Annotated in this window: 19 protein-coding genes and 3 tRNA genes; 14 read left to right on the top strand and 8 right to left on the bottom strand. The window is 68.9% G+C overall.

Features of this window, described 5'->3' with window-relative positions; translation table 11 throughout:
- Positions 1-133: 133 nt before the first annotated feature.
- The 3 genes from csrA (at position 134) to ACJQWL_RS00230 (ending at position 715) form a co-directional block, all read left to right on the top strand.
- Entirely contained in the window at positions 134-349 is a 216-nt protein-coding gene (gene csrA / locus ACJQWL_RS00220; RefSeq protein ID WP_330968667.1) for a carbon storage regulator CsrA, read from the top strand.
- A gap of 66 nt (positions 350-415) precedes the next feature.
- A tRNA-Ser gene (locus ACJQWL_RS00225) sits at positions 416-508 on the top strand.
- A gap of 130 nt (positions 509-638) precedes the next feature.
- A tRNA-Arg gene (locus ACJQWL_RS00230) sits at positions 639-715 on the top strand.
- 111 nt (positions 716-826) lie between these two features.
- Here ACJQWL_RS00230 and ACJQWL_RS00235 read toward each other — a convergent pair.
- The 5 genes from ACJQWL_RS00235 to ACJQWL_RS00255 form a co-directional block, all read right to left on the bottom strand.
- Positions 827-1708, bottom strand: a complete 882-nt coding sequence (locus ACJQWL_RS00235) for an alpha/beta hydrolase family protein (RefSeq protein ID WP_330968666.1) — start codon at positions 1706-1708, stop codon at positions 827-829.
- Positions 1705-2517, bottom strand: a complete 813-nt coding sequence (thiD, locus tag ACJQWL_RS00240) for a bifunctional hydroxymethylpyrimidine kinase/phosphomethylpyrimidine kinase (RefSeq protein ID WP_330968665.1) — start codon at positions 2515-2517, stop codon at positions 1705-1707. The genes ACJQWL_RS00235 and thiD overlap by 4 nt, the downstream gene beginning before the upstream one ends.
- Positions 2518-2653: 136 nt before the next feature.
- Positions 2654-4054 (bottom strand): PhoH family protein, encoded by a 1401-nt coding sequence (locus ACJQWL_RS00245; RefSeq protein WP_330968664.1) that lies wholly within the window; start codon positions 4052-4054, stop codon positions 2654-2656.
- A gap of 112 nt (positions 4055-4166) precedes the next feature.
- Positions 4167-4640, bottom strand: coding sequence for a peroxiredoxin (locus ACJQWL_RS00250; RefSeq protein ID WP_330968663.1), 474 nt, complete (start codon positions 4638-4640; stop codon positions 4167-4169).
- A gap of 11 nt (positions 4641-4651) precedes the next feature.
- The gene (locus tag ACJQWL_RS00255; protein ID WP_330968662.1) at positions 4652-5212 is read right to left on the bottom strand and encodes a glycine cleavage system transcriptional repressor; all 561 of its coding nucleotides are present in this window, start codon (positions 5210-5212) and stop codon (positions 4652-4654) included.
- Between the two features lie 226 nt (positions 5213-5438).
- On the opposite strand from ACJQWL_RS00255, the gene dapA reads away from it, so the two are divergent.
- Together dapA and ACJQWL_RS00265 are read left to right on the top strand one after the other, a co-directional pair.
- The gene (gene dapA, locus ACJQWL_RS00260; RefSeq protein WP_411300656.1) at positions 5439-6344 is read left to right on the top strand and encodes a 4-hydroxy-tetrahydrodipicolinate synthase; all 906 of its coding nucleotides are present in this window, start codon (positions 5439-5441) and stop codon (positions 6342-6344) included.
- 14 nt (positions 6345-6358) lie between these two features.
- Positions 6359-6901 (top strand): hypothetical protein, encoded by a 543-nt coding sequence (locus ACJQWL_RS00265; protein ID WP_330968661.1) that lies wholly within the window; start codon positions 6359-6361, stop codon positions 6899-6901.
- Positions 6902-6998: 97 nt separating this feature from the next.
- Here the strand turns inward: ACJQWL_RS00265 and fdxA are convergent, their stop codons facing one another.
- Together fdxA and ACJQWL_RS00275 are read right to left on the bottom strand one after the other, a co-directional pair.
- Positions 6999-7322: a ferredoxin FdxA gene (fdxA, locus tag ACJQWL_RS00270; RefSeq protein WP_330968660.1), complete on the bottom strand. Its 324-nt coding sequence runs from the start codon at positions 7320-7322 to the stop codon at positions 6999-7001.
- A 156-nt stretch (positions 7323-7478) separates the two neighbouring features.
- Positions 7479-7554, bottom strand: a tRNA-Glu gene (locus ACJQWL_RS00275).
- Positions 7555-7665: 111 nt separating this feature from the next.
- On the opposite strand from ACJQWL_RS00275, the gene pcnB reads away from it, so the two are divergent.
- The 6 genes from pcnB (at position 7666) to pgi (ending at position 13281) form a co-directional block, all read left to right on the top strand.
- Positions 7666-9006 (top strand): polynucleotide adenylyltransferase PcnB, encoded by a 1341-nt coding sequence (gene pcnB, locus ACJQWL_RS00280; RefSeq protein WP_330968659.1) that lies wholly within the window; start codon positions 7666-7668, stop codon positions 9004-9006.
- Positions 9007-9012: 6 nt separating this feature from the next.
- On the top strand, positions 9013-9528 hold the full coding sequence (folK, locus tag ACJQWL_RS00285) for a 2-amino-4-hydroxy-6-hydroxymethyldihydropteridine diphosphokinase (protein WP_411300657.1): 516 nt from the start codon (positions 9013-9015) through the stop codon (positions 9526-9528).
- A gap of 4 nt (positions 9529-9532) precedes the next feature.
- Positions 9533-10354 (top strand): 3-methyl-2-oxobutanoate hydroxymethyltransferase, encoded by an 822-nt coding sequence (gene panB / locus ACJQWL_RS00290; protein ID WP_330968657.1) that lies wholly within the window; start codon positions 9533-9535, stop codon positions 10352-10354.
- A gap of 33 nt (positions 10355-10387) precedes the next feature.
- Positions 10388-11281, top strand: coding sequence for a pantoate--beta-alanine ligase (gene panC, locus ACJQWL_RS00295; RefSeq protein WP_330968656.1), 894 nt, complete (start codon positions 10388-10390; stop codon positions 11279-11281).
- A 97-nt stretch (positions 11282-11378) separates the two neighbouring features.
- The gene (gene panD / locus ACJQWL_RS00300; RefSeq protein WP_330968655.1) at positions 11379-11759 is read left to right on the top strand and encodes an aspartate 1-decarboxylase; all 381 of its coding nucleotides are present in this window, start codon (positions 11379-11381) and stop codon (positions 11757-11759) included.
- 7 nt (positions 11760-11766) lie between these two features.
- Positions 11767-13281, top strand: a complete 1515-nt coding sequence (gene pgi, locus ACJQWL_RS00305) for a glucose-6-phosphate isomerase (protein WP_330968654.1) — start codon at positions 11767-11769, stop codon at positions 13279-13281.
- A 219-nt stretch (positions 13282-13500) separates the two neighbouring features.
- On the opposite strand, the gene queG is transcribed toward pgi, so the two are convergent.
- Positions 13501-14583, bottom strand: a complete 1083-nt coding sequence (gene queG / locus ACJQWL_RS00310; protein ID WP_411300658.1) for a tRNA epoxyqueuosine(34) reductase QueG — start codon at positions 14581-14583, stop codon at positions 13501-13503.
- Between the two features lie 25 nt (positions 14584-14608).
- Between queG and ACJQWL_RS00315 the strand changes: the two genes are divergently transcribed.
- The 3 genes from ACJQWL_RS00315 to ACJQWL_RS00325 all read left to right on the top strand — a co-directional run bounded on the left by ACJQWL_RS00315 (position 14609) and on the right by ACJQWL_RS00325 (position 18159).
- Positions 14609-16105: an NAD(P)H-hydrate dehydratase gene (locus ACJQWL_RS00315; RefSeq protein ID WP_330968653.1), complete on the top strand. Its 1497-nt coding sequence runs from the start codon at positions 14609-14611 to the stop codon at positions 16103-16105.
- Positions 16096-16590 (top strand): tRNA (adenosine(37)-N6)-threonylcarbamoyltransferase complex ATPase subunit type 1 TsaE, encoded by a 495-nt coding sequence (tsaE, locus tag ACJQWL_RS00320; protein ID WP_330968652.1) that lies wholly within the window; start codon positions 16096-16098, stop codon positions 16588-16590. Before ACJQWL_RS00315 ends, tsaE begins: the two co-directional genes overlap by 10 nt.
- Before the next feature lie 84 nt (positions 16591-16674).
- Entirely contained in the window at positions 16675-18159 is a 1485-nt protein-coding gene (locus ACJQWL_RS00325; RefSeq protein WP_330968651.1) for an N-acetylmuramoyl-L-alanine amidase, read from the top strand.
- Positions 18160-18230: the final 71 nt, after the last annotated feature.

An 18230-nucleotide genomic window follows, 5' to 3' on the forward strand; every position in this document is an offset into this window, starting at 1 on the left:
GCATTCCATGGGGCGCGCCGCTTGTGGCCCGTTCACTGGCGTACAATAATAGCCGTTTGCTCAATCACTGGAAGCGCCTTCGTGCCGGGGCGCAATCGTCGGCCCACGAGCGGCCGACCGAGGAGAACTACCCATGCTTATCCTGACGCGACGCGTCGGTGAGACCCTGATGATCGGCGACTCGGTGACCGTCACCGTGCTCGGCGTCAAGGGCAACCAGGTCCGTATCGGCATCACCGCGCCCAAGGACGTGGCCGTGCACCGTGAAGAAATCTACCAGCGCATCCAGCGCGGCGACGCGCAGGGCGGCGACGCTCAGGCCGAAGACAGCAAGGATGCCGCGGGCTGAGGAAAGGTTTGCCGCGCGTGGGGTGAGCCGGTATGCTTCCCGCCCGCACGAAGTTGGATGTGCCGCGGAGAGTTGCCCGAGTGGCTGAAGGGGCTCCCCTGCTAAGGGAGTATAGGGTTTATAGCTCTATCGAGGGTTCGAATCCCTCACTCTCCGCCAGTTACAGCGCCGCGCTGCAGCGGCATGAAACCGGCCTTTCGGAACACGTTGCAAGGCACGGTGGACGAGTCGGAACTTGGAGGAAAATGTTTGACGGCATCACGTCCCGTCGCCATAATTCTCCGACTACGCGCCCGTAGCTCAGCTGGATAGAGCACCAGGCTACGAACTTGGGGGTCGGAGGTTCGAATCCTTCCGGGCGCGCCATTTGCAAAGAAGAAAGCCGGCGAGCATATCGCCGGCTTTTTTCTTGCCCGCGTTGCGAGCTGCGGCACGCCGCTGCGCCGGGGAGGTCCATCTTTCCCGCTGTGCTGCGTCTCAGCGGCCCGGCGTCGTAGAGGGAGTAGCGGCGTCCTCGCCGGTTTCGGCGCACAGCCACTTCGCCACCGCCTCGGGCGAACGCATCCAGGCGAAGTGATCGGCCCGCGCCTCGACGTGCCCGGCGTCCATCGAACGTGCCTGCACCAGTGCCTTGGGCAGCTTCGCGAGCAGGAAGTCCAGCGATGATCGCGGCGCGAGCCAGTCGTCCTCCAGCACCACGGCGCGCACGCTCGGTGCGGCGTCCGCCATGGCCTGTTCCAGGTCGGCGTCGATACCAGGTGCCACGTACGTTCCACTGAGCGCAGTGGCCGCCCAGTCGGCCATGACCCCCGGAGCCTCCTGCCCGCCAAACCCGATGCGGCGTCCAGGCAGGGCGCCGAAACGCCGGGCCAGCCAGGGCAACAGGCGATAGGCGAGGGGCAGGCCATGCCGGATCGGCGCGGGGAATGCCCGCCAGTACGGTGCCCCGCTGGCTACGAGCCAGAGCCGGTCGGCGGCGTCGGGCGAGAGGCCCAGGTGGCAGCACGCCAGTTGCCCACCCAGGCTGTGGCCGCCCACGATGCGTTGCAGGCCGGGTAGTCGCCGCCTGAGCGCGGCTTCGCTCGCGGGAAGGTCTTCGGCCAGCAGTTCCCGGTACCCCCAGTCGCAACCCTTGCCCGCACGAATCGAGCTGGTGCCGTGGCCCCGCCACTCGTGCAGGAACGTCGCGACCCCGTGCCGCGCCAATGCACCGGCAAAAGGCTGGTAGTGGCGCGCGGCGACACCCAGTGCAGGCAGCCACAGGACCGCGGCAGTCGGCGCGCGGGGCAGGGTGGCCAGTAGTGAAAAGCGGTGCCCGCTACCGGTTTCCAGGGCGATCTGTTCGGTGTCGATGCTCACGGTCGCGCCGCTCCGAAGTGATCCAGCACGACCACCTGCGAACGCCCGGGGCGGTAGCCCAGTGCGAGCGCGCGGGCGACAAAGCCGGTCGCCTCCTGGCAGGCCTCGCGCAAGCCGATTCCCCTGCACAGGTTGGCTGCGATTGCCGATGCCAGTGTGCAGCCGGTGCCATGGCCGTCCAGCGCCAGGCGCTCATGCATGAAGTCGGCCTCGCCCGTCTCGTCGAGCAGTCGATCGATGACCGACGCGCCTTCGTCGAGGTGTCCGCCCTTCAGCAGCACCGAGCGTGCACCGTTGTCGCGGAGCTCGTGCAACGCGCGTCGGGCGGCGGCCCCGTCCGCGATGCCGTGGCCCAGGAGCAGTTCGGCCTCGGGGATGTTGGGGGTGAGGACTGTCGCGATGGGCAGCAACCGGCTGCGCAGGGCATCCAGTGCGTCGGGCTCCAGCAGGCGCGCACCGGAGGTAGCGACCATCACCGGATCCAGCACGACGTGGTCCGGGCGGTGCCGGTCCAGTGCATCGGCCACGGCATGGATCGTTTCGGCGTTGGCCAGCATGCCCAGCTTGACCGTGCCGATGCGGAAGTCCTCGAAGCACGCTTCGATCTGCGCGCGCAGCATCTCCACGGGCGGGACATGGACAGCGGTGACGCCGCGCGTGTGCTGCGCTGTCAGCGCGGCGACCGCAGACAGGCCGTGTACGCCGTGGGCGGCGAAAGTCTTCAGGTCGGCCTGGATGCCGGCGCCACCGCCGGAGTCCGAGCCGGCGATCGTGAGGGCGCAGCGGGTTCGGGTATCGGGCGGTGTCATGGCGGCATTGTCCCGCGTTTCCACACTGCCCGCCCTGCGCGTGCAACGCCTCTCGGAGTGGCTCCAGTCGCAATCGGCACCAAGACGATTACCGTCCGTCCGATTGCGGCTGAAGCCGCTCCTGTCGGCCCGAAGGTCAGAGCACCTCGGACGCGTAATCGGCCAGGCGCGAGCGCTCGCCCCGGCGCAGGGTGACGTGGGCGCTGTGCGGCCAGTGCTTGAAGCGGTCCACCGCGTAGGTCAGTCCCGACGTGGTCTCGGTGAGGTAGGGCGTGTCGATCTGCTCCACGTTGCCCAGGCAGATGATCTTGGTGCCCGGCCCGGCGCGGGTCACCAATGTCTTCATCTGCTTGGGCGACAGGTTCTGGGCTTCGTCCAGGATCAGGTAGCGGCTCAGGAACGTGCGCCCGCGCATGAAGTTCATCGAGCGGATCTTGATGCGCGAGGCAAGCAGGTCGTTGGTGGCCGCGCGCCCCCAGCTCCCGCCTTCCTGGTTGTGCGTCAACACCTCCAGGTTGTCGGTGAGCGCACCCATCCACGGCGTCATCTTTTCCTCCTCGGTGCCGGGCAGGAAGCCGATGTCCTCGCCGACGCTGACCGTGGCACGGGTCATGATGATTTCGCGGTAGCGCTGCTGGTCCATGGTCTGGGCCAGGCCCGCGGCCAGGGCGAGCAGCGTCTTGCCGGTACCCGCAGTGCCCAGCAGGGTGACGAAGTCGATCTCCGGATCCATCAGCGCATTGAGCGCGAAGTTCTGTTCGCGGTTGCGGGCGTTGATGCCCCAAACCGCATGCTGGCTGTGGTGGTAGTCGTCGACGATCTGCAGGGTGACCTTGTCGTCACCCACCCGCGCGACCTTCAATTGCGACTCGTCGTCGCCCGGCAGGTACAGGAACTGGTTCGGGTACCAGTCGTCCTCGCCATCGCCACGGCCGATCTCGTAGAAGGTGCGGCCCTTGTCGGTCCACGACTTGAGGTCCTTGCCGTGTCGCTGCCAGAAGTCCTCCGGCAGGGCCGTGGCCCCGGTGTAGAGCAGGCTGAAATCGTCCAGCGCCCGGTCGTTCTCGTAGTCCTCCGACTCGATGCCGGCGATCGACGCCTTGATCCTCAGGTTGATGTCCTTGGACACCAGCACCACCGGGGCGCCAGGCTCGGACTCCTTCAATGCCAGCACCGCGCCCAGGATGTGGTTGTCGGGTACCGCCGCCCCGAAGTGCCGCCCGGCGTCGAAGTCACCGGTCTGGAACCGCAGCTTGCCGATGCTCTGTACGCCCCGCAGCTGCAGGCCCTGCGGCCGGCTAAGGGTGATGCCATCGCGGATGCTGCCGGTGCCCTGGTCCTCGATCAGCTCGTTGAGGAAGCGGCTGACCTGGCGTGCATTTCGACTGGCCTCTGACGTGCCCTTCTTGCCGTTGTCCAGCTCTTCGATCACCTGCATCGGCAGGTAGACATCATGTTCCTCGAACTTGAACAGCGCGGTCGGGTCGTGCATGAGGACGTTGGTGTCCAGCACGTAGAGGCGCTTGCCTTTGGTCATCGAGAGCTCCGGTCGGGAATGGGTATGGCGGCGGGGAGTAACGGTTGCGCACGGCAAAGCGTCGCCACTGTCCCGGAGGCCGGGGTGGCGACGCATGCGTGCGAGGGGCGTATCACTGGGTGGCGGCGGCCTTGAGTTCGTCCAGCACGGCCTGGGCATGGCCGGGGACCTTCACCGGCCGCCATGTCCGGGTGATGACACCGTCCGGGCTGATCAGGAAGGTGCTGCGCTCGATGCCCATGACCTTGCGGCCGTACATGTTCTTTTCCTTGATCACGCCGAAGGCGTTGCAGACCGCTTCGCTCCTGTCGCTGACCAGGTCGAACTCGAAGGCCTGCTTCTCACGGAAGTTCTGGTGGGACTTCACCGAGTCGCGTGAAACGCCAAGCACTGCCGCGCCGAGCTTGCGGAACTTCGGCAGCAACGCATTGAAATCGTTGCCCTCGGTGGTGCAACCCGGCGTGCTGTCCTTGGGGTAGAAGTAGAGCACCAGCCACTGGCCGGCATAGTCGCCCAGCGTGGCGGTGTTGCCGCTGGAGAGCTCCAGCGCGAGATCGGCAGGTACGGTGTCGCCGGTATCGGGCATGCAGTGCGTCCTCAGAACTTCATCGGGTCCATGATGGCATCGAGGTTCAGGTGGTCGCAGAACTCCAGGAAGTCGTCGCGAAGCGCGGCGATGTGCATGTTCGCCGGCACTCCGATGGTGACCTGCGCGGAGAACATGTCCGCGCCCGTCTGCATCGCGCGGTATCGGGAGCAGTGGAGGCTTTCGATGGTGATGCCCTGGCGGTCGAAGAAATCCGCCAGCTGGAAAAGGATGCCGGGCTTGTCGCTGGCCACCACTTCGACGATGTAGGGGAGCAGGTTGGACTGCACCTGCTTGGCGCCGGTGCGGTACCAGATCAGCTTCAGGCCTTCCTCGCGCTCCAGCCGGGTCAGCATGGCCTCGAGCTTGGCGACCGCGTCCCACGAGCCCACTGCCAGCGCCGTTACTGACACGTCGCGGCCCACCGTGGACAGGCGCGCGTCGGCCAGGTTGCAGCCGCTGTCGCTGATGCGCCGGGTCACCGACAGCAGCGGGGATTCCGGATGCGTCGTGTACGCATTGATCAGCAGGTGGTTTTCGTTCGGCGACGGCCGGGAAGCGGAATCGGTCAAGGCGGCGCCTGCGGTGGGTGCGGAACAACCGAAGCCGGGACCGGCTCCGGGAATGAACGGCCCCGTGAAGGGGTTGCCGTGCATGGCCAGCATACTTGCCGCCGCTTTCACGCCGCAAGTAACATCGGGCCCCGCACCCTGGCCCTGCGCGACGTCCGCGTCGCTGTCCCCGCGGGGCCGGTTTCCGCCCCCGCCCCCCTCCCACGCTCCACGCAGAGGCCCGCTCTTGCGAATTTCCGGCAGCATTACCGCCCTGGCGACCCCGTTCAACGTGGCCGGCGAGCTCGATATCGACGCCTGGCGCCGGCTGTTGGCCGCGCAACTGGACGCCGGAACGCAGGCGGTGGTGGTTGCCGGCTCCACCGGCGAAGCGGCGGCGCTCTACGACATCGAGTTCGACACCCTGCTGCGCACCGCAGTGGAGTACGTGGCCGGCCGCGTGCCGGTGCTTGTCGGCACGGGCATGTCCAACACCGCTAAAACCATCGAGCAGACCCGCCGCGCGGCCGCCCTGGGCGCCGACGTGGCGTTGGTCGTGACGCCACCCTACGTGCGCCCCACCCAGGCCGGGCTGGTGGCGCATTACCGCGCCGTCGCAGACGACGGTGCCCTGCCGGTGATGCTCTACAACGTGCCCGGCCGGACCGGCGTCGACCTTGTCCCCGAGACGGTGGCCGAGCTGGCAGGTCACGGACGCATCGTCGGGCTGAAGGAAGCCGTGTCGGAGCCGGAGCGCATGGAGGCGCTGCTGTGCCTGCGCGATGCCGGCTTCGTGCTGCTGAGCGGCGACGACCCGACCGCGTGCCGGGCGATGCTCGCTGGCGCCGATGGCGTGATCTCGGTGGCTTCCAACGTCCTGCCGGCCTCTTTCCGACGCCTGTGCAACCTGGCGCTTGCGGGCAAGGCGGATGCGGCCGGGGCGCTCGACGCCCGCCTGCGACCCGTCGCAGACTTCCTCGGCGTGGAACCCAATCCCATCCCGGTCAAGGCGCTGCTTGCGCTCCAGGGCATCGGCCATGGCCTGCGCCGGCCGCTGACGCCGCTCAGCCCCGTCCACCAGGCCGCGGCCGCGGCAACGCTGGCCCTGATCGGTACCCTCGAACACGAATCCCGCGGCGAACTCGCGGCTTGAACCCAGGAGATCCCATGTCCCCCACGCCACATCGCTCCCGCCGTCTCAACTTCGCCGTTGCAGCGGCCCTCGCCGCAACCCTGGTGGCGACCTCCGGGTGCAGCTGGTTCCGCAAGACAGACGAGCTGTACGCCCAGTCGGCGCAGTCGCGCCCGCTGGAAGTCCCGCCCGACCTTGACCTGCCGCGTACCACCGGTGCCGGGTCGACCCAGGGATCGGTCACCGCATCGGGCCAGGCGATCGCCACCCAGGCGCCGACCGCAACGTCCGCGTCCGCGTCGCAGGCACAGGGCTTCACGACGTCGGGCACGCGCGACGCCGTCTACGCACGCGTGGGGGAACTGTTGGTCGGGATAGAAGGCGTCGAGATCGCCAGTCGCGCTGAATTGCTGGGCGCCTATGACGTCAATTACGAGGGGTCGAACTTCCTGGTGCGCGTCAGCGAAGTCCAGGCGGGCGCCTACGTATCCGCGGTCGATCCGCGCGGCATGCCCGCAACCGGCGGCGCGCCGGCCAGGTTGATCGAGGCACTGCGGGCAGCGATCGGCGGCAACTGACCGCGATCGCCGCATCCCAACGGGAAACGGGCGCCGAGGGCGCCCGTTTTCTTTCCTGCTTCCCCGTCATCGACCGCTCGGCCGCGACGTGACTGCATCAGCGCTCCAGCAACTTGAGCTTGTCGGGCTTGCCTTCCCACTCCTTGGCGTCGGGCAGCCCGTCCTTGCGCGCGGTGATCACCGGCCACTGCGGGGCCAGCTCGGCATTGAGCGCCACGAACACTTCCTGCCCCGCCGGGACGTCGTCCTCGGGATAGATCGCATTGATCGGGCATTCGGGCTCGCAGAGCGTGCAGTCGATGCACTCGTCCGGATCGATCACCAGGAAGTTCGGGCCCTCGTGGAAGCAGTCGACCGGGCACACCTCGACGCAGTCGGTGTACTTGCACTTGATGCAGTTCTCGGTGACGACGAAGGGCATGGAATTCGATCCCGGGGACGAGCGCGTTAGTTTAGCGAGTCGGCGCGGGTAGTCCCAAGGCCGCACCCGCATCGGGCGCGCGCCCCGACCCTCAGGCAGCCATTGGCCGGCGCCGAAAAGCAGAAAGCCCGCGCATTGCTGCGCGGGCTTTCGAATTGGCGCTCCCTACGAGATTCGAACTCGTGTTTTAGCCTTGAGAGGGCCACGTCCTAGGCCTCTAGACGAAGGGAGCAATGTTCCGCAACGGCGTCCAGCACGGCGCGGCCTGCTAGTATAGGGGGCTCCGTTGTCGCCGGCAACGGCTTTTTCTACTACTCATTCAAGGGTGCGGCCAGGCCGCCAGATGCGATCCGAAAACGCCTCCATTCCAGTGCCCGAGCTTCGGGTCATCCCTCGCGACGCCCACGCCGTTTCCCGCAAGGACATCAGCTCCAGCGCGCTGCGGGTGTTGTACCGCCTGCGTGATTCGGGCTTTGCGGCTTACCTGGTCGGAGGTGCGGTCCGCGACCTGATCGTCGGCGGGCATCCCAAGGATTTCGACCTGGCCACCGACGCCACGCCCGACCAGGTGCGGCAGCTGTTCCGGAACTGCCGCCTGATCGGTCGGCGTTTCCGCCTGGCGCATGTCGTGTTCGGCCGCGAGATCATCGAGGTCGCCACCTTCCGCGCCAATGTCGACGACGGCAGCGGTGACCGCGAGGTCCACGACGGGGGCCGGTTGCTGCGCGACAACGTGTACGGCTCGATCGAGGACGACGCGATCCGCCGCGATTTCACCGTCAACGCGCTGTACTACGCGATCGAGGATTTCTCGGTGCGCGACTACGTGGGCGGGTTCGAAGACGCGCAGAACCGGCTGATGCGCCTGATCGGAGACCCCGAAACCCGCTATCGCGAGGACCCGGTGCGGATGTTGCGCGCGGTGCGCCTGGCCGCGAAGCTGGATTTCGAGATCGAGGCCGCGACGGCCGAGCCGCTCCCGCGCCTGGCCGGGCTGTTGCGCGAGGCCGCGCCGGCACGGCTGTTCGAGGAGTGCCTCAAGCTGTTCCTGTCCGGCCATGCGCAGGAGAGTTTCCTGCGGCTCGAGCGCCACCGCCTGCTGGAGGTGCTGTTTCCCGAATCCGCCCAGGCCATGGCGGCCAACCGGAGCGGCGCGTTGCGCACGATGGTGCTTGAAGGACTGCGCGGCACCGACGAGCGCGTTGCCAACGACGAGCCGGTATCGCCCGCGTTCCTGTTCGCGCTGCTGCTGTGGCCGGCGTACTGCCGGGCGCTGGCGACGCTGCAGGCCCAAGGCATGCACGCGGTCGAAGCACAGCGTCGGTCCGCTGACCGCGTGACCGTGCACCAGTTGCAAACGATCGCGCTGCCGCGACGGTTCTCCCTGCCCATGCAGGAAATCTGGCTGCTGCAGACGCGCTTCTCGCTGCGCCAACCCAAGCGAGTATCGCGGCTGCTGTCGCACCCGCGTTTCCGGGCGGCATTCGATTTCCTGTCGCTGCGTGAAGCCGCGTCGCCGGACCATGCCGAGGACATCGCGTTCTGGCGCGAGGCGCAGCTGCAACCGGGTGCCGCAACCAGCGCGCTGCCCGGCAGCGATGCCGGTGGGGGTGAAGACGAAGAGCTCGATCCGGATGGGGCGCCCCGTCGCCGCCGCCGCCGCCGTCGCAACAGGGCCGGCTGACGGCCGATGTCCAGGGGCTCGACGCCGGATCGGATGGCGTGCGTCGTGGGATTGGGCGGGAACGTGGGCGACCCTGCGGCCGCGATACGCCATGCCTTCCTCGCGCTCGATGAGCTGCCGGGCACGCGGCTGGTCAGCGCGTCAACCCTGTACCGGACCGCGGCCTGGGGCGTCACGGCGCAAGCCGATTTCGTGAATGCCGCGGCACTCCTGGAGACATCGCTGTCGGCCGAGGCGTTGCTGGCCGGTCTGCTGGAGATCGAACGCGCCTTCGGCCGCGACCGCGACGCCGTCGATGCGGAGCGCTGGGGTCCCCGGACCCTGGACCTGGACCTGCTTCTGTATGGCGCTGAGCGGATCGACTGCCCGGGCCTGACCGTGCCGCACCCGCTCCTGCACCGGCGGGCGTTCGCCCTGGTGCCCTTGCTGGAGGTTGCGCCCGGCGCGGATATCCCCGGCATCGGGCCTGCGGCCGATGCGCTGGCAGCGATAGCCAGCGACGACATCCGGGCGCTAGGCTAGGGCGATGTACACCACCACGCCCGGCGACACCCCCTGGACCGTCCCGGCGCTGGCGCAGGCCCGGCGCGACGGCCGCAAGCTGGTGATGCTGACCTGCTATGACGCCGGCTTTGCCCGCACGGTCGATGCCGCGGGCATCGACCTGGTGCTGGTCGGTGACTCCCTCGGCATGGTGGTACAGGGGCACCACAGCACGCTCCCGGTGACTGTCGCGGACATGGCCTACCACACGCGCTGCGTGGCACGCGGCCTGTCGCGGGCGTTGCTGGTGGCCGACCTGCCGTACCAGGCCGATGCAACGCCCCAGGCCGCGCTGGCGGCGTCGATCGAGTTGCTGCAGGCCGGGGCGGCGATGGTCAAGCTCGAGGGCGCCTCCGCGCACAAGCTCGACGCGATCCGCCACCTGTCCAGTCGCGAGGTGCCGGTGTGCGCGCACCTCGGGCTGACCCCGCAGTCGGTGCTGCGGCTGGGCGGCTACAAGGTGCAGGGACGGGAGGCCGACGCCGCCCGCCGCCTGAAGGACGACGCACTGGCCGTGGCCGACGCCGGGGCCGACCTGCTGGTGCTGGAGTGCGTGCCCTCGGACCTGGCGGCCTCGATCACGCGTGACAGCCCGGTCCCGACCATCGGCATCGGGGCCGGTCCCGGGTGCGACGGCCAGGTGCTGGTCCTGCATGACATGCTGGGCCTGCGCAGCGGGCACCGGCGGCCGAAGTTCGTCAAGGATTTCCTCGCCGACGGCGGCTCCGTGCAAGGGGCGATGGAGGCCTACGCCGACGCCGTGCGCAGCGGCCATTTCCCGGACGCAGCGCACTCCTACGCCTGACCGGCCTGGCGGCCGCGTGCGAGACCCGCCCCCATGATTGAAACCCTCACCCGTCTGGACGACCTGCGCACGCGCGTGGCCAGTTGGAAGCGCGAAGGCCTGCGGGTCGGCTTCGTCCCGACCATGGGCAACCTGCACGCCGGTCATTTCTCCTTGGTCGAGCTCGCCCGCCGGCTCGCGCAGCGGGTAGTCGTGAGTGTGTTCGTGAACCCCACCCAGTTCGGCCCGGGCGAGGATTTCGACCGCTACCCGCGGACCCCCGAGGCCGACGCCGCGGGGTTGGCTGCCGCTGGCGCCGATGCGGTGTGGATGCCGGCGCTCGACACCATGTATCCGCACGGCGCGTCCGCTGCGGTGCAGGTGCGGGTGCCGGGTATCACCGGGGTGCTGGAGGGCGAACACCGGCCGGGCCACTTCGACGGCGTCGCCACGGTAGTCGCGCGGCTGCTCAACCAGGTCCAACCCGACGTGGCGGTGTTCGGGCGCAAGGATTACCAGCAGCTGGCGGTCATCCGGTACCTGGTGCGTGACCTGGCGATGCCGGTACGGATCGAGGCCGGGGCGACCCTGCGCGAGGCCGACGGCCTGGCAATGAGTTCCCGCAACCAGTACCTGACGCCAGACCAGAGACCGGTCGCGGCCGAGATCCACCGGACCCTTGCGTGGATGCGCCAGGCGACGCAGGCCGGGACCCCGACAGCCGACGTGGAGGCCGATGCCCGCCGGCAGCTGCACGACGCCGGTTTCGACGTGGACTACGCGGTCCTGCGGACCCCCCAGCTGGAGGTCCCCGGCGATGCCGCGGGTCCCCGCGTGGCCCTCATCGCGGCCCGCCTGGGGGCGACCCGGCTGATCGACAACCTGGAGTTCGACGTCCAAAGCGCCCAAGCGGTGCCGGGTCCGCGCAGGGCAGGCGCGGGCCCTTAGGGACCGCGCCTGGCGGAGGTCATGTTGCGCTGCGCCATGCGCTGATAGACTTGCCCATTCCCGTACCGACGCCCGTGCCCGCGCACCGGAGCCAGACATGCAATTGAACCTGCTCAAGGCCAAGATCCACCGTGCCACCGTGACCCACGCGGAGCTCCATTACGAGGGCTCGTGCGCGATCGACGGCCGCCTGCTCGATATTTCGGGTATCCGCGAGTACGAACAGGTGCACATCTACAACATCAACAACGGCCACCGGTTCGTGACCTATGCCATCCGTGGCGAGGAAGGCAGTGGCGTGATCTCGGTGAACGGCGCGGCGGCGCACTGCGCGCAGCCGGGCGACCTGGTGATCATCTGCGCCTACGGTGCCTGCGAGGAAGCCGAGGCCGCCAGGTTCAAGCCGACCCTGGTGTACGTCGATCGCGACAACCGGCTGACCCACACCAACCATTCGATCCCCGCGCAGGCCGCCTGACGCCGCGATGGCGGGCGTCGGTTTGAAGGACGCGGTGGCCGCCCACGCGCGGCGACTGGACGGCACCCGCATCACCGGGCTCGTTTCAGGCGACCCCGACCGCATTGCCGATTTCAGCCTGCAGGCCGGGCCGTTGCACGCGTGTTTCGCACGCGAGCGGATCGACCGTGATGCACTGGAAGCCATGTTCACCGCGCTGGACGCGGCGAACGCACGGCAGTCAATCAAGGCGCTGTTCGACGGCGAGGTGGTCAACCCGACCGAGGCACGTCCGGCGCTGCACACGGCGCTGCGCAGCGACCTGTCGGATGCCGCCACCGCACGTGATGCGGCCGGGCAGGCGCGCCAGGCACGCTCTCTCATGGCCGCGCTGGTTGATCGCATCCGCGCGGCGCACATCACCGACGTGGTCAGCGTCGGCATCGGCGGTTCCGACCTGGGGCCGCGGCTGGTGGTCGATGCACTGGCGGGCGACGCCTCCGCGACCGGCATCCGGGTCCACTTCCTGTCCAATGTCGATGGCAGTGCCGCGCAGCGCGTGCTGGCCGGGCTCGATCCCGCGCACACGGCGGCAGTGCTGATCTCCAAGAGTTTCGGCACGCAGGAGACGCTGCTCAACGGGGCGATCCTGCGCGACTGGCTGGGTGACGACGCCCGCCTGTTCGCGGTGACGGCGAACGGACAGCGTGCACGGGACGCCTTCGACATTCCCGAAGACCGGATCCTGCCCATGTGGGACTGGGTCGGCGGGCGTTACTCGCTGTGGTCGGCGGTGGGGCTGCCGATCGCGCTGGCGGTGGGAATGCCGGCATTCGAAGCGCTGCTGGCCGGCGCGGCCGAACTCGACGCGCACGTGCTGGGTACGCCGGTGCGCGGCAACATCGCCGCATGGCACGCGGCGCTGGCGGTCTGGAACCGCAACGGACTGGGGCTGGGCAGCCACGCGGTGGTGCCGTACGACGAGCGCCTGAGGCTGCTGCCGGCCTACCTGCAGCAACTGGTGATGGAAAGCCTGGGCAAGTCGGCCGCGCTCGGGGGCGGTGCCGTCGCCCTTGAAACCGTACCGGTCTGGTGGGGCGGGGTGGGTACCGACACCCAGCACAGCTTCTTCCAGGCGCTGCACCAGGGCACGCAGGTGGTGCCGATCGACTTCATCGGCATCGCCCGATCGACCAGCCCCTACCCGGAAAACCAGCGCGTGCTGCTGGCCCATCTGCTGGCCCAGTCGGAGGCCCTGGCCAACGGCCAGGACGCCGACGACCCGCACCGGGCATATCCCGGCAACCGTCCCAACACCGTGTGGCTGCTCGACTCGCTGACCCCGCGTGCACTGGGCGCGCTGCTGGCCATGTTCGAGCACAGCGTCTACCTGCAGGCGCTGCTCTGGGACGTCAATCCCTTCGACCAGTTCGGCGTGGAGCTGGGCAAGCAGGTCGCCGGCCGACTTCTGCCGGCACTGGAAGGCAAGGGCGAAGCGGATGACCCGGTGACGCGCGCGCTGGTGGGGCGGCTGCGGGGTTGAGTCCCGAAACGCTGCCTCTGTAGGAGCGGCTTCAGCCGCGAACCTGGGCAGCCTTCAGCCAAATCCGATCTCATCTTCCCCTAGTAGGAGCGACGTAAGTCGCGACCAATCTTTACCGGCGAGTGCGCGATCGCGACTTGCGTCGCTCCTACAATGGGTTCGCGTTACGCATGGCGGTCCGGTGAGATAGCCAACACTCCTTCGCGGCTGAAGCCGCTCCTACAGGGACGTGACTCCGTGGCGCGCCAAGGCCCACTCCACGTGCTCGCGTACGACCGCGTCCTCGAGTCCACGACGCGACTGCAGTGCCGCCACCACTTCCGGTGATGTCGGCGCATTGCCCAGCGCCACCGCGATGTTGCGCAGCCAGCGTGCATGCCCGCTGCGGCGGATCGCCGAGCCTTCCGTGCGTTGCATGAACTCGTCCTCGCTCCACGCGAACAGTTCGGCGAGGCTTGCGCGGTCCAGGTCGTTGCGTGCACGGAAGTCCGGCTCGTCGGTGCGGCGGGCGAACTTGTTCCATGGACAGACCAGTTGGCAGTCGTCGCAGCCGAAAATGCGGTTTCCGATAGGTGCGCGCAGTTCCAGCGGGATCGGGCCGTCGTGCTCGATGGTCAGGTACGAAATGCAGCGGCGTGCGTCGAGACGGTGCGGCGCGGTGATCGCGCCGGTCGGGCAGATGTCGATGCAGCGGGTGCAACTACCGCAGTGCGCGCTGGCAGGGGCGTCGACCGGCAGCGGGATGTCGACGTAGATCTCGCCCAGGAAGAACCAGGAACCTCCGTCCTTGTCGATCAGGCAGGTGTGCTTTCCGATCCAGCCCAGCCCCGCGTTACGCGCCAGAGCCCGCTCCAGCACCGGCGCCGAGTCGACGAAGACGCGGTAGCCGAATGGCCCGGTCTCCGCCGCGATGCGGTCGGCCAGCTGTTGCAGGCGAAGGCGCATCAGCTTGTGGTAATCGCGGCCGAGTGCGTAGCGGGCGACGTAGGCGCGTGAGCCGTCTGCCAGCGTGGCCCAGGCCGCGTCGTCGTCCTGGCCGTAGTCGAGCCCGACCGACACCACCCGGACGGTGCCGGGCGTGAGTGTCGCCGGTCTCGCACGCAGGTCGCCGTGCCGCGCCATCCAGTACATGGTCCCGTACAGGCCCTGGGCCAGCCAGTCGCGCAAGTGGTCGGCGTCCTCGTCCAAGGCGATGTCGCTGATGCCACAGCGCTGGAATCCCATTTCCATTGCCAGTGCACGGATGCGCGCGGCAAGTGCGGCAAGGTCGACGTCGGAAGGCGTTGGGGGCGGCAGGGTCACGGCGGGCCAAGTATAGAATCGCTCGATGCCCAACGCTGCCGACCGCTTCGATGTCCAGGCACTGCGCGCGATCGAAGCGCGGGCGACACATCGGCTGGGTGATGGTTTCGAGCTCATGCAGCGTGCCGGCCAGTCGGCCTGGCAGGAACTGCTGAAGCGGTGGCCCGATGCGATGCCGATCACGGTGGTATGCGGCCCGGGCAACAACGGCGGCGACGGCTACGAACTGGCGCGGCTTGCACGGCAGTCCGGGCGCGAAGTGCGCGTTGTGCGTGCGATCGGCCATGACCCCATCGCTGAGCAGGCCCGCCGCGCCGAACACGGCTACCGGGAAGCGGGTGGGGCAATCATCGGGTTTGCGGGCGAGCTGGAAGGTCCCGGGGTCATCGTGGACGCGATACTGGGCATCGGGCTGTCGCGCGCCCCGGATGCCCTCGTCACCGCCCTGGTCGATGCGGTCAACCGTGCGGGCCGCCCGGTGCTGGCCCTGGATGTACCGACTGGCGTGGACGCCGACACCGGTGCCACGCCGGGCGTCGCGGTCCGCGCCGATGCCTGCCTTGAGTTCATTGCGCCCAAGGCCGGGTTACGGACCGGCGCCAGCGTGGACTGCGTTGGCGCACTTTCGATCGCAAGTCTTGGCGTGGCTGCCGCGGATTTCGAGGGCGTCGACCCCGTCGCCATCGCCCTGTGCGCCGACGTGCTGCATGCCGCATGGCCGCCACGCAGCCGCAGTTCGCACAAGGGCGTGCACGGTCGCGTGGCCTGCATCGGCGGCGATCACGGACACGGCGGCGCGATCATGCTGGCGGCCGAGGCCGCGCTGCGCTGCGGCGCGGGGCTGGTCGACGTGGTGACACGTCCCGCGCACGTGGCAGCGCTCCTGGCGCGGTGCCCCGAGGCGATGGTGCGCGGTGCGGACGCGGTGTCGGACGGCGAGCCTCGTTTGATCGAGCGTGCCGGGGCCATCGCGTTGGGCCCGGGCCTGGGACAGGACGAATGGGGTCGTTCGTGGTTCGGATGCGTGATCGATTCGGATCGGCCATGCGTCATCGATGCCGACGCCTTGAAGTTGCTTGCATTGACCGGTGCGCCAGCGCCCGCGGGCTCCGTGCTGACCCCGCACCCTGGCGAGGCCGCGACCCTGCTGGACAGCACCACCGCCGACATCCAGCGCGACAGGCTGGGCGCGGCGCGGGCGCTGGCCACCCGTTACCAGGCCGCGGTGGTGCTCAAGGGCGCTGGCACCGTGGTCGCTGCGCCAGGGCACACGCCGCGCCTGCTGGAAGCGGGTAACCCGGGCATGGCGGTCGGCGGCATGGGCGACCTGCTGACCGGCGCGATCGCCTCGCTTCGGGCACAGGGCCTGGATGCGTTCGAAGCCGCCTCCACCGGCGCGCTGCTGCACGCACTCGCAGGGGACAGCGCAGCCGCCGACGGCGGCCCGCGCGGCTTGCTCCCCAGCGACCTGCTGCCGTGGATGCGCAGGCTGGCAAACGAGGGCAATGGCGTATGGAGCTGACCATCGACTTGCCCGACCCCCAGGCGACCGACCGCCTCGGATGGCACCTGGCGGCGACCCGGCCCGCCAGCGCGGTCGTCCACCTGCACGGCGACCTGGGCGCCGGCAAGTCGACGTTGGCGCGCGCGCTGCTGCGGGCGCTGGGGGTGACCGGCACCGTCCGCAGCCCGACCTACACGCTGATGGAGCGCTACCCGCTGGACGGGGGCGGCGAGGCCTGGCACCTGGATCTCTACCGGATCGCGGATGCCAGCGAGCTGGACTTCCTCGGCCTCGATGAGGGTGCGGCCACGCTGTGGCTGGTGGAATGGCCCTCTCGGGGCGTGGGGCACCTGCCGTGCGCGGACGTCGAAGTTCATCTGCAGGAGTCGGATGAGGGTCGAATTGCCCGCCTCGAGGCCGGGTCGCCCACGGGCGCGACCTGGCTCGGCAGCCTTTTGAGGAGATTGCCCGGGGAGAGTAGTTTGCGGCTCATTTCTGAATGATCCTGCAGGAAAGTCCGGCATGCTCCGGATTCATAAGGAAAAAACTGCTTGCATTCTCCCATTTGCAGTGCTTGACTACGGTCCATGCGATCCAAGGCGACCTCCCTCCGACCCGTATTCCCCGCCATAGCGCTGTTCATGGCGCTGGCCTGGGCTCCGGCGAATGCGGGCGAGATCAAGGATCTGCAGCTGAGTTCCGGCGCCACGGGCACCCGCGCGGAGATCGCGCTGGATTCGACAACCGAGTTTCGCGTCATCAGCCTCAAGGGTCCGGACCGGCTCGCGATCGACCTTGACGGTTCGCGCCTGGCCCCGGGCGTCGCGCTTCCGCGCGGACACGGCGTGGTGACGTCCGTCCGTGCCGGACAGCCGGTCGCCGGCACCGTGCGCATCGTGTTCGACCTCAACCAGGCGGTCACGGCGATTGCGCCGCGTATCGAGCCGGGGGCCGCGGGGCCCAAGCTGGTGGTGGAATGGCCGCACGACGGGCCCGCTTCGTCGCCTGTCCACCAGGCCGTCGTCGCGCCGGTCGCCGTGGCTGTTCCTGCCACGCCGTCGCCCCCCGCGAAAACCGATGCCGAGCGCGCCGCCGAGTCCGCCGCCGCGACCACGCGTCTGATCTCGCAACTGGCCGCAACCCATTCCGGCCCCGTCGCCGCCGACCGGGTTGCGCCGTCCCCGACCGTGCCGACCACCGTCGCCACCGGCGTGCCGACCCGCATCGCCACCGGTCAGCCAGCCACCGTGCCGCGCGCCGCGTCCCAACCGGCCCACGGCAAGACGCTGCAACAGGTCATGCAGGGCGCCGCCATCCGCCCGCTGGTGGTGGCGATCGATGCAGGCCACGGCGGACAGGATCCGGGTGCGATCGGGCTGGCCGGCAAGCGCGAGAAGGACATCACCCTGTCGATCGCCCGCGAACTCGCACGCCAGGTCAACGCCACCCCGGGCCTGAAGGCGTACCTGACCCGCGACACCGACGTCTTCCTGCCGCTTCCCAAGCGCACCCAGCTGGCACGCGCCAATCGGGCCGACATCTTCGTGTCGATCCACGCCGACGCGGCGGAAAACCGCAATGCCAAGGGCTCGTCGGTGTACGTGCTCTCGCTGCGCGGCGCCTCCTCGCAGCGCGCACGGTGGCTGGCCGACAAGGAGAATTCGGCCGATCTGATCGGTGGCGCGCGGTTCCCGACCTCCGACAACACCCTGACCTCGGTGTTGCTGGACTTGACCCAGAGCGGCCACATGCGTGCCTCCGAGGATGCCGCAGGCCACGTGCTGACCGGTCTCAAGAAGGTGGGGCACAACCACAAGCCACAGGTCGAGCGCGCCAACTTCGCGGTGCTGCGCACCTCCGACATGCCCGCGATGCTGGTGGAAACGGCGTTCCTCTCCAATCCCGAGGAGGAAAAGCGCCTGAGCGACCCGGCGCAACAGCGCGTCATCGCCCGCGCGGTGCTTGACGGCATCAACGCCTATTTCACCCGCCAGCCGCCGCCGGGGACCATGTTCGCGGCGCGTGCCGAGGCGCGGTACGCGCTGCCGGGTGGAGCGGGCGGCAGCCCCTGATTACCGCTTGCGCGAGCCTCTGGCGCGTGCCGCAGTCCCACACTGAATCCGAGAGTGCGCCCAGCCGGAAG

Source organism: Novilysobacter viscosus (genome assembly GCF_046600715.1).
Lineage (GTDB): Bacteria > Pseudomonadota > Gammaproteobacteria > Xanthomonadales > Xanthomonadaceae > Lysobacter_C > Lysobacter_C viscosus.